This window comes from Acinetobacter sp. YH12069 (genome assembly GCF_013419675.1).
Lineage (GTDB): Bacteria > Pseudomonadota > Gammaproteobacteria > Pseudomonadales > Moraxellaceae > Acinetobacter > Acinetobacter amyesii.
Genome location: NZ_VOZS01000008.1, coordinates 19,328 through 32,774, shown reverse-complemented (window position 1 = coordinate 32,774; position 13,447 = coordinate 19,328). Strand labels below are relative to the sequence as shown.

13 protein-coding genes, 1 tRNA gene, 3 pseudogenes and 1 other annotated feature are annotated in these 13,447 nt (G+C 40.6%); of the genes and pseudogenes, 7 read left to right on the top strand and 10 right to left on the bottom strand.

Going from position 1 to position 13,447, the window contains the following annotated elements; genetic code table 11:
- The first annotated feature begins 187 nt into the window (after positions 1–187).
- Entirely contained in the window at positions 188–382 is a 195-nt protein-coding gene (locus tag FTU16_RS07295) for a hypothetical protein (RefSeq protein ID WP_180162997.1), read from the top strand.
- A gap of 69 nt (positions 383–451) precedes the next feature.
- Here FTU16_RS07295 and FTU16_RS07290 read toward each other — a convergent pair whose 3' ends face one another.
- Together FTU16_RS07290 and FTU16_RS07285 are read right to left on the bottom strand one after the other, a co-directional pair.
- Positions 452–1,099: a LysE family transporter gene (locus tag FTU16_RS07290; RefSeq protein ID WP_180003124.1), complete on the bottom strand. Its 648-nt coding sequence runs from the start codon at positions 1,097–1,099 to the stop codon at positions 452–454.
- Positions 1,100–1,244: 145 nt separating this feature from the next.
- Positions 1,245–1,817 carry an FxsA family protein gene (locus tag FTU16_RS07285; protein ID WP_078192890.1) on the bottom strand — a complete coding sequence of 191 codons (573 nt, stop codon included), beginning with the start codon at positions 1,815–1,817 and terminating at the stop codon, positions 1,245–1,247.
- Between the two features lie 131 nt (positions 1,818–1,948).
- Between FTU16_RS07285 and ruvC the strand changes: the two genes are divergently transcribed.
- Positions 1,949–2,494: a crossover junction endodeoxyribonuclease RuvC gene (gene ruvC, locus FTU16_RS07280; protein ID WP_078189034.1), complete on the top strand. Its 546-nt coding sequence runs from the start codon at positions 1,949–1,951 to the stop codon at positions 2,492–2,494.
- 70 nt (positions 2,495–2,564) lie between these two features.
- On the opposite strand, the gene FTU16_RS07275 is transcribed toward ruvC, so the two are convergent.
- Entirely contained in the window at positions 2,565–2,840 is a 276-nt protein-coding gene (locus FTU16_RS07275) for an acylphosphatase (RefSeq protein WP_180012138.1), read from the bottom strand.
- Between the two features lies 1 nt (position 2,841).
- Positions 2,842–4,329: an NAD(P)H-hydrate dehydratase gene (locus FTU16_RS07270; protein ID WP_180162996.1), complete on the bottom strand. Its 1,488-nt coding sequence runs from the start codon at positions 4,327–4,329 to the stop codon at positions 2,842–2,844.
- A gap of 20 nt (positions 4,330–4,349) precedes the next feature.
- Here FTU16_RS07270 and queG point away from each other — a divergent pair, with 20 nt between their 5' ends.
- Together queG and bioB are read left to right on the top strand one after the other, a co-directional pair.
- Positions 4,350–5,444, top strand: a complete 1,095-nt coding sequence (gene queG / locus FTU16_RS07265) for a tRNA epoxyqueuosine(34) reductase QueG (RefSeq protein WP_180162995.1) — start codon at positions 4,350–4,352, stop codon at positions 5,442–5,444.
- Between the two features lie 277 nt (positions 5,445–5,721).
- Positions 5,722–6,714 carry a biotin synthase BioB gene (gene bioB, locus FTU16_RS07260; RefSeq protein ID WP_180162994.1) on the top strand — a complete coding sequence of 331 codons (993 nt, stop codon included), beginning with the start codon at positions 5,722–5,724 and terminating at the stop codon, positions 6,712–6,714.
- A 125-nt stretch (positions 6,715–6,839) separates the two neighbouring features.
- Here bioB and FTU16_RS07255 read toward each other — a convergent pair whose 3' ends face one another.
- Positions 6,840–7,064, bottom strand: a complete 225-nt coding sequence (locus FTU16_RS07255; protein ID WP_168379636.1) for a hypothetical protein — start codon at positions 7,062–7,064, stop codon at positions 6,840–6,842.
- A 536-nt stretch (positions 7,065–7,600) separates the two neighbouring features.
- On the bottom strand, positions 7,601–9,805 hold the full coding sequence (locus FTU16_RS07250; RefSeq protein ID WP_180162993.1) for an OsmC domain/YcaO domain-containing protein: 2,205 nt from the start codon (positions 9,803–9,805) through the stop codon (positions 7,601–7,603).
- Positions 9,806–10,173: 368 nt separating this feature from the next.
- On the opposite strand from FTU16_RS07250, the gene FTU16_RS07245 reads away from it, so the two are divergent.
- The 3 genes and pseudogenes from FTU16_RS07245 to FTU16_RS07235 all read left to right on the top strand — a co-directional run bounded on the left by FTU16_RS07245 (position 10,174) and on the right by FTU16_RS07235 (position 11,922).
- Positions 10,174–10,250 (top strand) — tRNA-Ile (locus tag FTU16_RS07245).
- Between the two features lie 596 nt (positions 10,251–10,846).
- Positions 10,847–11,167 (top strand): hypothetical protein, encoded by a 321-nt coding sequence (locus FTU16_RS07240; RefSeq protein WP_180003135.1) that lies wholly within the window; start codon positions 10,847–10,849, stop codon positions 11,165–11,167.
- A pseudogene (locus FTU16_RS07235) lies at positions 11,136–11,922 on the top strand (integrase core domain-containing protein). The gene FTU16_RS07240 and the pseudogene FTU16_RS07235 overlap by 32 nt, the downstream one beginning before the upstream one ends.
- Positions 11,411–11,524, top strand: a sequence feature (AL1L pseudoknot). Its footprint overlaps the pseudogene before it by 114 nt.
- Before the next feature lie 38 nt (positions 11,923–11,960).
- Here the strand turns inward: FTU16_RS07235 and FTU16_RS07230 are convergent.
- The 4 genes and pseudogenes from FTU16_RS07230 to FTU16_RS07215 form a co-directional block, all read right to left on the bottom strand.
- A pseudogene (locus tag FTU16_RS07230) lies at positions 11,961–12,368 on the bottom strand (helix-turn-helix domain-containing protein); the annotation flags it as partial.
- Positions 12,369–12,454: 86 nt separating this feature from the next.
- Positions 12,455–12,580 (bottom strand): annotated as a pseudogene (locus FTU16_RS07225) (transposase); the annotation flags it as partial.
- Positions 12,581–12,614: 34 nt separating this feature from the next.
- A complete protein-coding gene (locus tag FTU16_RS07220) occupies positions 12,615–13,049 on the bottom strand; it encodes a hypothetical protein (protein WP_005090826.1) in 435 nt (144 codons plus the stop codon).
- Between the two features lie 17 nt (positions 13,050–13,066).
- Positions 13,067–13,429, bottom strand: coding sequence for a hypothetical protein (locus FTU16_RS07215; RefSeq protein WP_227515218.1), 363 nt, complete (start codon positions 13,427–13,429; stop codon positions 13,067–13,069).
- Positions 13,430–13,447 lie beyond the last annotated feature (18 nt).

Genomic DNA, 13,447 nt, shown 5'->3' with positions numbered 1-13,447 from the left:
GTAAAATTTTAGCTAAGCTGAATTTAAGCACCGTTATCGGGTCGCGTTAAAGTCATTCAAAGCGAGAAATTAAAATGATGAAAGCCTGAATAATTTCAGGCTTTTTTATGCGCTAGCATCGCCCTGCTCACTTATCTTCACGAGGAAAATTCTTTAAACTATGGCAATAGCAATGAGGTTCTAGACGATGGTGCAGTTAATCAAAAAAGGCGGTTTGCGTGAACGCGCCAATCGTAGCCGATCATACAAAGGCTCTGAAAATACCGAAACCACCCTCAAACCGAACCGTTATCGTGATCATGCTGAAACTACCGATGATGCACAAGATCCATCAAATACAGCACCATCCAAAGACCAAGATCAAACCAATCCAGAGCAATAAAATTGGCACATAAAAAAAGCCAAGTTCTAATACTTGGCTTTCGCTTTGCTGACAGCAATATGTTTGCAGCTATTGAAGATTGAACATTCTAATTGCGTCGAACCACAGCCAAATCGCAAAAATTAAAAATAACGCCCCTGAAACCACATCAATATAACTACCCGAACGTTGGTAGAGTGCTTTAATTTTAGGCAAAGACATAATCATCATAAACAGACTAAACACAATAAAAGTTTGAATCGGAATGATGACAGCAAGCTGTGCTTTTAGGTTACTACTGGCTGATGAACTCAACGCCAGTGAGAACACACTACTAAAATAGATCAGTGTTTTCGGATTGGCTAAATTCGTAAATAAACCTAATAAGAAATAATTTTCAGTATTCTGCTGACTTAAGGCCTGCCCATCTTCTAAATTGGCTGTTTGATTTAAACTTTTAAGCCCACCACTAAACATCGCCCAACCCATTTTCGCCAAGAAAAATCCACCAACAGCCATTAAAACTTGTTGTATCCATGGAAATTGCTCAACCAGAACCGTAAAGCCCAATAAGGTTAAAACAACCCACACCACAATCCCGACAGAGATCCCCGCAATAATTTTTAAGGTATTTGCACGCGTTGTTGATGCTGCACTTTTAGCAATTAATAATACATCTGGACCAGGACTCAACTGCGCAACAAAATGAAGCGCACAGATGGTGAATAACAGTGACATGCAAGCTGATTCATTTGAATTAAAACGTGAAGATTATATCGCTTGTTCAATTTTTTTGTTGGCAACACAAGGTTTATTTTTAGGCCGTATCAAAATTTACGCAAAAAAAAGCCGAATACACATTCGGCCTTTCATACTGAGTTAATTATTTTTTATTGACATCTTTCAGTTCAATTTGTTTCGCATCTGGCGTCACTTCACGAGCTTCACCATCAATAACGGATGAATCACGACCTGATTGCTGATTTTGCATATCTTGCATTTGACGCATCATATCTGCAAATGGGTTCTGACCTTGAGCACCGCCCATGCCTCCCATATCGCCCATCATGCCACCCATCATTTTTTCCATCATGGCTTGCTGACGCTTCATCATTGTTTTCATCATGACTGCTTTCATGGCATTTTGTACAGGTGGAATCAAAATAAGTAATGCCATAATATCTGAGATTAGACCCGGTAACAGCAATAAGAAACCAGCCAAAATTTTTGGTAAATTTCCAGTTAAAGCTGGATCATTACTCATTTGACCTGCTTGCATTTGCTGCATTTGAGGCATCAGACCTGATGAATATTTACGGATAATATTCATCCCTATAAAGAAGGCCGCCACGAACCAGAAAAAGACATACCACATGCTGCCGACGAGGTCGCCCACACCGATCCAGACAAACACTTCCAGGATCAAGCCTGCTAAAATCAGAAGAAATAATTTCATGAAAATTAAACAAATCTAAGTAAATTAATTTAAGGTGTTGCGTTCAACTGCTCAATCACTATCAAGCTTTTTTGACACGCTTATGTAACAATATGGGCATATTTTTATTTTTAAAGGGCAAATAGGCAAACATGTCATTAATTATCGGTATTGACCCTGGGTCGCGCTTAACTGGTTACGGCATCATCGAAAAGGATGGTTCTAAACTACGTTTTGTCGATGCTGGCACCATTCGTACCGAAACGACAGAAATGCCTGAACGCTTAAAACGTATTTTTGCTGGTATTGATCGCATCGTAAAGTTTCACGGGCCTACTGAAGCTGCGGTTGAACAAGTATTTATGGCTCAAAACCCTGACTCGGCCTTAAAATTAGGTCAAGCACGCGGTGCTGCCATTGCCGCTTTAACCAATTTAGATTTACAAGTCGCTGAATATACTGCACGTCAAATCAAACAATCTGTGGTCGGCTATGGGGCTGCTGATAAAGAACAAGTCCAAATGATGGTTATGCGCATTCTGAACCTAAGCATCAAACCCCAGCAGGATGCAGCCGATGCTTTGGCTGCCGCAATTTGTCATGCGCATGCGTCTGGTAGTATGAGTAAAATGGCTGTACTGAATGCCTTAGGTGGTATGGCTCGTGGTCGAAGTCGTGTAAGCACTCGACGTCGATAAATAATCGTCAAAACATATAGCTCAGTAATTCAGATTGTTTTCAAAAGCCCACTCAATCTAGTGATCAAATTTAGCGGATCATTTTAAAATTGCTATAGTCTAATTCATGCATTGGAATTTCTTGCTGATCGATTTTAGTTACGTCTGCTCGTAAAGGCCCCACCAGACTGTGTTTCAGTATTTTATGAATGGCGTCTTCAGTTCCAATAATCAGTGCTTCAACTTCGCCCGTCGCTAGATTTTTCACATAGCCATTTAAACCAAGTGCAATCGCTTGCTGTTCAAACCAACGACGATAGCCAACGCCCTGCACTTTACCTTGAATTCGCAATTTAACTGCATGCATTTTAGTCTTCAACTCCTGAATGATTGACCACATGATAAACCGCTTGGGCCATATCCTGTGCCTGCAAACCACGCATCCCCGACTGCGCCAATACATCACCTGCTAAAGCATGCAAGCTTACGATTTCGTGCAGATGAATTTGCTGATGGAATTGTGCTTTTAAACTTGCAATCATCCCTGCAAGCACATCTCCCATACCGCCTGTACCCATTCCTGCATTACCTGCGGTGCAAATCCAAAGCTGATCTTCAAGTATTAAGCTGCCTGCCCCTTTAAGCACCCATTGACCTTGAAATTTTTCTTTTAAATGTTGAATTGCTTGTATACGATCTGCTTCAACTTCAGCAGTAGATAGACCCAATAATTTTGCAGCCTCACCCGGATGTGGCGTTGCATAGGTTCGTGCATTCAAATTTTTAGGTGCTTCAGCTATAAACCATAAGGCATCTGCATCCAAAACAATTTCCAAGGTTGACTGCTGAATCAATGGAAACCATGACTGAAACTGCTGTTGTGCCCAATCGTCACGACCAAGCCCCATGCCAAAGCTAATCGCATCGACTTGATCGATCAGTTGCTGAATCGCTTTTACATTTAATGCATTGATATCGCGTAGCATAATATTCGGTGCGCGCGCCAAAATAGCGGTGTGATGTCGTGCATCACAAACAACCGTAACCTTACCTGCACCTGCATGGAATGCAGCCTCAGCAGCCATAATCACCGCCCCACCCATTTCAGCACGCCCTCCAACAACCAAAACATGGCCATAACTGCCTTTATGACCAAAAGCTTGACGTGCAGGTAAAGTGATTTTCTGTGGCGACAAATACGCAAGTGGTTCAAGCTCAGCATCAGTCGGTATGCATGCTATCACCGAAACTTCACCTGCATATTCCTTCGCTTGACCTGTAAATAGCCCTGCTTTTAGACCCAATGCCGTAAAGGTATAATCGGCTTGAAATGCGATGGGTAAAGGCTGCCCTGTATTGGCATGTAAACCGCTTGGAATATCAATAGCAACTTTGAGTCCCGTGCATGCATTCAATCGTTGAATAATGGCTTGCCATTCGCTAGAAAGTTCACGATTGAGCCCTATACCAAATAATGCGTCGATGTAGACGTCATAATCTCGCTGAAAATCAAAATGTGTATAGATCTTGAGCTTGTGATCTATCGCTTCTTGTACAGCAGAATGTAAATCTTTCGATGCTCCAATTTCAGCAGCATAAATATCGACTTGAAAGCCTGCTTGCTGTAGGTATTGCGCTGTAAGATAGCCATCGCCTGCGTTATTGCCCTGTCCACAACATACAGCAATATTTTTTAAATTTTGCTGCGTTAACATTGGAATGAGTTGCTGAGCAATCGACCATGCGACCTGCTGCATCAGACCATAACTGCTATTGTGCTGAGCAAACCAACGCTGCTCCCAAGCTTGAATACTTTGGCTAAGATAAACAGGGCTATGGTAAACTTGCAGACGCATTGTTTTTCCTTGTTATGATTATGGCCGCTTCAACTCCTGCACAAAAAATTCCTGTCGATCAATATGATCCAGAAACCCTAACAGCATGGATTAAAGCACAAGCCTTAAATTTAGGTTTTTCTGATTGTGTCATCGCAAAGCCAGATGCTCAAGAGGAACTCCCTCGTTTTAAAGAATATTTAGAACGTGGTTATCACGGCGATATGAAATTCCTAGAGGAAAACCTTGAAAAACGTGCCAATCCAGCACTTTTAGTCCCCGGCACCCGCAGTATTATCTGTGTTCGCATGGACTATTTGGTCGAGACACCAAAACCACGTTATGTTCCAGATGAACCAAACTCAGCCATCATTGCACGCTATGCACGAGGTCGTGACTACCACAAAGTCATGCGCGGTCGTTTAAAAACCTTGTCGAATATTATCCGTGAAAAAATCGGAGATTTTGAATCTAGACCCTTTGCCGACTCTGCACCAGTGTTTGAAAAATCCTTAGCTGAAAATGCAGGCATGGGCTGGACAGGCAAACACACCTTACTGATCCATAAAAAATCAGGCTCATTTTTTGTATTAGGTGAGCTGTTTACATCACTCGATTTGCCTTTTGATTCGCCGGCAACCAAACATTGTGGTTCATGCACAGCCTGTATTGATATCTGTCCAACTCAGGCCATCGTTGAGCCCTATATGTTAGATGCACGTAAATGCATTGCCTACTTAACCATCGAATACAAAGGTATTATTCCTGAGGAATTACGCCGTGGCATTGGCAACCGTGTGTTTGGCTGTGATGACTGTCAACTTATCTGTCCATGGAATAGCTTTGCGCATAAAACTCAAATTGAGGACTTTTATCCACGTCATGGCCTCGACCAAGTGAGTTTATTAGATCTTTGGCAATGGGATGAGGCCACTTTTTTAAGCTGTACTGAAGGCAGTCCTATCCGACGAACAGGCTATCAAAGCTTTATGCGAAATATCGCCATTGGCTTAGGCAATGCACCATACAGTTCAAATATTGTGCAATCATTAAAAAATTCTCGCGAAAAACATGACGCGATTGTGCAAGTTCATATTGATTGGGCAATTGCAGAACAAAACTCAAAAATGCTTTAAGGACTTTTATTCTCTATTTTCCAGATCCTTACAAAGTTTTCATTTAAGCTAAAACTTAGTGACGTAATCCAAGAAAATTAATTTTTTAGCTCAAAATAAACATTGCAGCGATTGTGCTGTCATTTAGCATAACTTTGCAAGCATCTTAAATATCAAAAGTTCTTTGAAAAAGTCATTTCAATGTACTTTAGCCAACTTTCAATGTTACAAAATAGTCTTGGAAGTCTGCAAATTTTACGTATGATGATCTGCATTAGGCAGAAAATATGGATCATTTATGAGCTACCGAAATGACTGGACACATCCAGAAATACAAGAGTTGTATCAACAACCATTGATGGATTTATTATTCCAAGCACAGACCATTCACCGTGAATATTTCCAAGCCAATCATATTCAAGTCAGCACCTTACTTTCGATTAAAACCGGTAAGTGCCCTGAAAACTGTAAATATTGCTCTCAGTCTGCACATTATGACTCTGGATTAGAAGCTGAAAAACGTCTGGCTGTGGAAAAAGTCATCAATGAAGCGAAAGCTGCGCTTGCCTCAGGTTCTTCGCGTTTTTGTATGGGCGCTGCATGGCGCAATCCACATGAACGGGACATGCCCTATGTGCTAGAAATGGTGCGTGAAATCAAAGCACTGGGACTTGAAACCTGTATGACCCTTGGCATGCTGAATCAGTCTCAAGCAGAGCGCCTACATGAGGCAGGCTTAGATTATTACAACCATAACCTCGATACCTCTCGTGAGTATTATCCCAATGTCATTAGCACGCGTAGCTATGATGACCGTTTAACGACGCTAGACTATGTTCGCCAATCTGGAATGAAAATCTGTAGCGGCGGAATTGTGGGCTTAGGTGAAAGCCGTGATGACCGTATCGCCTTTTTGATGGAGTTGGCAACGCTGCCGATTCATCCTGAATCCGTGCCGATTAATCTCCTTGTCCCTATTCAAGGTACCCCACTTGCAGAGGTTGAGAAACTTGATGTGATCGAATGGATTCGCACCATTGCAGTCGCACGGATCATTATGCCAAAAAGCTATATTCGACTCTCTGCAGGTCGTGAATCCCTGAGTGATTCAGAACAAGCTTTGGCATTTATGGCAGGTGCAAATTCACTCTTTTCTGGTGAAAAACTACTGACCACGCCAAATGCAGGCGAAGGCAAAGATCAGCTTTTATTTAGCAAACTCCGTTTAGTGGCTGAACAGCCCAAACCAAATGCTGCACAGCTTTCAACTGATGCCATGCAAATGGCTTAAAATAAGCCCCGAAGTTCGGGGCTTAGTTCAATTGAATGATCAGTGATAGGTTTCAATGTGCAATGCAAGAGACGGTGCGAATTAATGAAATGGCTAAATCACCATGAGTAGGGAAAATATATCGTTTACTTAGCGAAGTTATGTGCTGTTATTAAAATGCCATAGCCTGCATTTAAATAATCCCCTTCACGGATGACGTCTTGACCATTAGCATGTTGAACCACCAATTGCTGCTGAATCGCATCATAATGAAAAGATTCAAAGCAATCCTGATGTTGTAATAACCATGCAATGGTATCTGCCATATTGGCATCGACGGTATAACGCTCGGCTTGAAAATCTTTACTCATATCTGCATGAAAACTGTGGATGTGATTCTATTTTAATGATTTCAATATTGACCGGCATTAAAAAAGTGAGCTTTCGCTCACTTTTTTTTCGGCTTAGACTCTGCATTACTTTGTCACACCGCACTTACGACATTCCTTGTGCGAACCGATTTCTTCCATTTGCTCGTATTCGTAAATATGCATGCAAAATAGTTTTCTGAATAATTGAAGCATGTTGTTAAAACTCCCATTTATTTATTAATGTGCTTCTGAATATTTCGTCCTGAAATATTATGAACATGCCTAAACACGCCATAGCTAATTTATTATCATATTTTTCCAATGAGTCAAATATCTTTACTTTAAAATGACACAATTTCGGATAATCGGTTATTTTTAAGCCTCCCTTATATTCACCTGAGTTATAAGGATTTTTATTAATATCAACATCACAGATATAGATTAATTTTCAGCAAATTTCGCACAAAAAAACTCCCCCTTAGGAGAGTTTTTTCAAATAGATGATCACATGAGTAACGTTATTCACAAGCCCAGATTTAAACGTTCTGACTGGCAAACTTCGCACGTGCAGCATGCAATTTTTTATAGCTATCAATCAGACGTAAATGACGATCTAAACCTTCAAGTTGCATATTGGTTTCAGTTAAACCGTAGAAGCGAAGACTGCCATCCATTGAACCAATCACTGCATCCATACGTTCGTCACCAAACATACGACGGAAATTATGTTCATAGTCATTGAGATCTAAGTCATCGTCCAATTCAACTTCTAAAACCACATTCATACATTGATAGAACAAACCACGTTCGACCGTATTGGTGTTGTATTGAAGGAAGGTTTCGACCAACTCTTTTGCTTCTTCAAACTCTTGTAGCGCAATATAGATCAGTAGTTTGAGCTCAAGAACCGTTAATTGACCCCATACGGTATTGTCATCAAACTCAATCCCGATGAGCGTCACAATATCCGTGTAGTCATCCACTTCAAGCTCTTCTAAGCGCTCAACCAGTGACACTAACTCGTCTTCATCTAGACGATGAATGTTTAAAATATCTTCACGGAAGTCCAAAGCTTTGTTGGTGTTATCCCAAACCAAGTCTTCAACCAAATATACTTCAGAATAACCCGGAACTAAAATACGACATGCCGTAGCACCAAGATGCTGATAGACCGCCATATACGCTTCTTTGCCCATGTCTTCTAGAATCGCAAACATCGCTGCAGCTTCTTCCGCATTGGCATTTTCACCTTTTGCTGTGAAATCCCACTCTACAAAATCATAGTCTGATTGTGCGCTAAAGAATTTCCAAGACACCAAACCACTTGAGTCAATAAAGTGTTCTACAAAGTTATTTGGCTCAGTGACTGCATTTGAGCTAAACGTTGGTTTTGGTAGATCGTTTAGACCTTCAAAGCTACGGCCTTGTAAAAGTTCGGTTAAGCTACGCTCTAAAGCCACTTCGAGTTTAGGGTGCGCACCAAAAGATGCAAATACCCCACCTGTACGTGGGTTCATTAAGGTTACACACATCACAGGGTACTGACCACCAAGTGAAGCATCTTTTACCAATACAGGAAAACCTTGTTCTTCTAAGCCTTGAATACCTGCAACAATACTTGGATATTTGGCTAAAACCTCTTCAGGGACATCTGGTAAAGCCAATTCACCTTCTAAAATCTCACGTTTTACTGCACGCTCAAAGATTTCAGATAAGCATTGCACTTGAGCCTCAGCCAAGGTATTCCCTGCACTCATCCCGTTTGACAAGTATAAATTTTCAATCAAGTTTGATGGGAAATACACTGTTTCACCGTCGGACTGACGGACAAATGGAAGAGAGCAAATACCGCGTGCTATATTTCCTGAATTGGTGTCATATAGATGTGTACCTAATAACTCATTTTCTGGGTTATAAATTTCACGTGTGTAGTCATCTAAGATTTCAGTAGGTAACTCGCCTTCTGGGCCGGGTTGGAACCATTTTTCATCTGGATAATGCACAAAGTCAGCATTGGCAATCTCTTCACCCCAGAACTGGTCGTTATAGAAGAAGTTGCAATTGAGACGTTCAATAAATTCACCCAAAGCCGAAGCTAAGGCACTTTCTTTAGTAGAACCTTTACCATTGGTAAAACACATTGGCGATTGTGCATCACGAATATGTAGTGACCAAACATTCGGTACGATATTACGCCATGATGCGATTTCGATCTTCATGCCTAAACCAGCCAAAATACCTGACATATTGGCAATAGTTTCTTCTAATGGCAGATCTTTACCCGGAATAAACGTGGTACTTTCTGACGCTAAATTTGGCATAAGTAAAGCTTGTGCATCTGCATCAATGCTTTCAACTTCTTCAATGACAAACTCAGGACCCGTCTGAATCACTTTTTTAACCGTACAGCGGTCAATTGAACGAAAAATGCCTTGACGGTCCTTTTCAGAAATATCCGCAGGCAGTTCAACTTGGATTTTGAAAATTTGCTTGTAGCGGTTTTCAGGATCAACAATATTATTTTGAGATAAACGAATATTATCTGTCGGAATGTCTCGTGCTGCACAATACACTTTTACAAAATAAGCTGCACATAATGCTGATGAAGCTAAAAAATAGTCGAATGGTCCGGGAGCAGAGCCATCGCCTTTATAGCGAATAGGTTGGTCGGCAATTACCGTGAAGTCATCAAATTTGGCTTCTTGTCGAAGGTTATCGAGATAATTAACCTTAATTTCCATGTGGGCACCTAAATATTCTTATGTGTCAGTGCAACACATAAAAATGAAAACATAAGCCGAATAACTGTAGGACATTGACTTAAAAATGTGAGGCCAGTACCAATCTATGCGCTGTTGAGCACGGTACTGACAAGAATGGGCATTATTATAAGGTTATTTTGACTGTTTGATAACTTTTGTCGTGATTTACATCACGATAGGATTCGGCACTTTGTGCATTTTGGTCTAATCCAAGCTCAACTGCTGCAACTACAGCCAATTTGTTGTGTTAGTGTGCAGCCGTGAAGAAAAAGGCTTGTCTTTTAAAAAAATCTTCGCTAGTATGCTTTGCGTCTGAACTTGTTGATAAATAACACATTCAGAATATAGGGCCTATAGCTCAGTTGGTTAGAGCAGCGGACTCATAATCCGTTGGTCCACAGTTCAAGTCTGTGTGGGCCCACCATATAAAACAACCCCTTACGTGCATTAATCGTGAGGGGTTTTTTGTTTCTTGATTCTGGTAAGCAAATGGTAAGCGAAATCAATCAACTTTATTAGAGAACAAATTTAGGTACCCCCTAGCTGTATCTTAAATTTGGATAGCGTAGTTAAAACTTTAATTTTTAAATCTTTGTACAACAAAGCCTTTCTACCACTGAATAAAAATGGCTCAATTTTTTGGTAGTGTTTCAAAAAGTATGCTGATGCTATTTTAATTACCAATCAAATGTCGTGAAGCCTTGAAAATAAGATGTTTTCCATCAGAATATTTTCTATAATTTTATTGACAACTGAAGCCAGCATAACTTTTAGAACTCCACCATTTTTTAAGCGTCTCGACTAATGTCACATTAAGATAAGGTTTTTTCATCAAGATATTTTTTAAACTCTTAGATTCTCAAATGAAGTGCAACAGAGATTAAATTACTAAAAGGAAGCAATATGAGCTAGCATGTTGAGATAAAGCATCACAGCACACTCCTTCTTCTATTAAAGCTTCTAACTTGTGCTGCAATCCTTTACCATACTCAATGCATTATTTTTATTATAAAAATCGATATGAGCATACTTTTACTAAGCACAACGGGACATCCTGAAGCAAATTTAGAATCTGCACGTTATTTTCTAGAAAATAAAAGCGATATTGAGAAAATTACAATACTTAGTACAGATTTTATGATGCAGTCTGGTAAAACAGAGCTTTTAATGCAAAGCCTCAAAGAAATTTTTAACAAGGAAATCGAAATTCTTGATCTTCCAAGTGGTCATGAAGAACATGATATGTTTGGAATTGAAAATGAACCGTACCGGGTTTGTCGGAGACTCAATATTCTGAGAGACTATTCCGATGAAAAAACCAAACTATACCCCCGAAATTAGAGAAAGAGCGGTTCAATTACTAATTGAATCTGAAAAAGATTATCCTTCTACTTGGGCAGCAATCACAGCTATTGCTCCTAAAATCGGTTGTACTCCTGAAACATTGCGTGTTTGGTATTTAAAGCATATGGATCAACTAAATCCTGCCAAAGTACAACAGATATCTGACCAAGAAAAAATGAAGCAAATGGAACGTGAAATTAAAGAATTAAAGCGTGCCAATGAAATTCTACGCAAAGCAGCCGCTTTTTTCGCCCAGGCGGAGCTCGACCGCCCTCACAAATAATGGTGGATTTTATCCATAATAAAGAGCTGTACGGAGTCGAGGCGATTTGTAGAATTTTACCGATCGCCCCTTCAACCTATTATCGGACTCTAGATCTCTGTGATGAGAAGCATTGCACGATCGAGGCATGCCAAAGAATGTGATTCATCATTCCGATAGAAGTGTTCAATATCTTTCTATTCGCTATACCAATCGTTTTGAAGCAGCAAATTTACGAGCATCAGTCGGTACAACGGGTGATTCATACGATAATGCTTTGGCTGAAACGGTGAATGGCTTATACAAAACAGAGGTGATTGAATATCTAAAAGCAGATTGGCAAGGTTTAGCACATGTACAACTTGCGACACTAAATTGGGTAGATTGGTTCAATAAAGAGCGTGTACATAGTGCACTAGGTTATGTATCGCCTTTTGAGTTTGAAGCAATGTACTATGATAAGGTTAACACGTTAGGTCAGGTGGCCTAACTTAAATAAAAAAGTCTCCGACAAACCCAGTACGGTTCAGTCGTGTTGTTGCGTCGAATTGTCGTGAAATCTACCTGCATTTGTTGGCCAGGTTGGGTTTGAAAACGAATGATCGGTTCCGGTTGAGCAGCTGGTTTTAATGTTGCAAGATATTCCCTCAAGATCCTGATCTTTCCTGGATATCCCAACCCTAAAATTTCCTGGTAGAGCACAACAGCAGGAATCCATTCAGGATGAGCTGCGTTTACACGTTGGAGTAAATAGGCTTTATATGGGTCAAGGATACTTATTCTAGGCTGTATACGCTGATACTGAGGTGTGGTGTTTTGCCGTAAATATTTACGTACGGTATTTCTGGACACCCCCAGTTCACGAGTAATAGCTTTAATAGATTTACCTTGCTGATGAAGTATTTGGATTGTCACTGCTTGCTCCAAAGTTAACATGTTGAGCAGTCCAAAATGACCGCTATATTAACCAAGGGGGGGGCAGTTTTTAAATGCCATTAGGGGGTCATTTTTACACTGCCGCTAACAATGGTGACCGGCGCTTGATCGGCATGCAGCACCTGCTGTTGCAGCACCACCTCTTTTAAAGCATTGGCCAAAGGTTCCAGTTCCACACCGCAGCGACCAATCCAGTCAGATAAGGTCTTTCTCTTGTTTCTAGAAAGACCATGCTATCAGACCATATTAGAACTTTACTAAGTCACCTTTTAATGCCACCCCTGCTAATGCCGTACCTTTCGCACATTGGTAAGTCGTGGTGCTACGTGTTTCATTGGACTTATAGAAACTCACCAGATTGGTCACCGCATTGGCGCCTTTGGCTTTGGCTGTATTTTGAAATTGAATCAATGCCGAACGAAGTACATGATCACATGAACTTTCCGCAGATTTGGCAAAACCATTGGTCTTTTTATTGGTCACTAAGCCTTTTTCAATCACCTTACCGCCCGACTTGGTTCCCGCCAAATAAAATTTTACTGAACCATCCAAAACCCCATCAGCAACAGCACGGCTTACAGCTTCTTGGAAATTGAAATCATGCATTTGGTCAGCTGCATGTGCTGATGTAAATGCAGCTAGCCCCAGAATAGCTGTGAAGCCAAATTGCTTAATATTCATAGTAATTGCTCTCTTATTTAATTTAACGTTTTTGAAAGTTGTGTAAATACCGAATTATCTAAACGTGCCTTCCATGCCATCGCATTTTTATGAATTTTATTACCACGTTGATCGAGATTACGGCTACCTGTAATTTGTGAACTGACTTGATTACCTGAGATGAGATAGGTTACTTGTAAATAATGGCTACGACGGGTTAAACCCGCAACTACCTTTGTCTGATCTGCCTGTTCAACTACCCAACCAGTGCGCGCATTTTGCCCAACACCAAGTCGAATATTGTTCACAATATCAGCCGCAGTCGCATATTTTGCTGTCATTAATTGCCGCTGCGGATAATCAGAAATTTTTACAGTACTACAAGCTGTTAATCCCAGCATACTCACTGCTGATAAGAT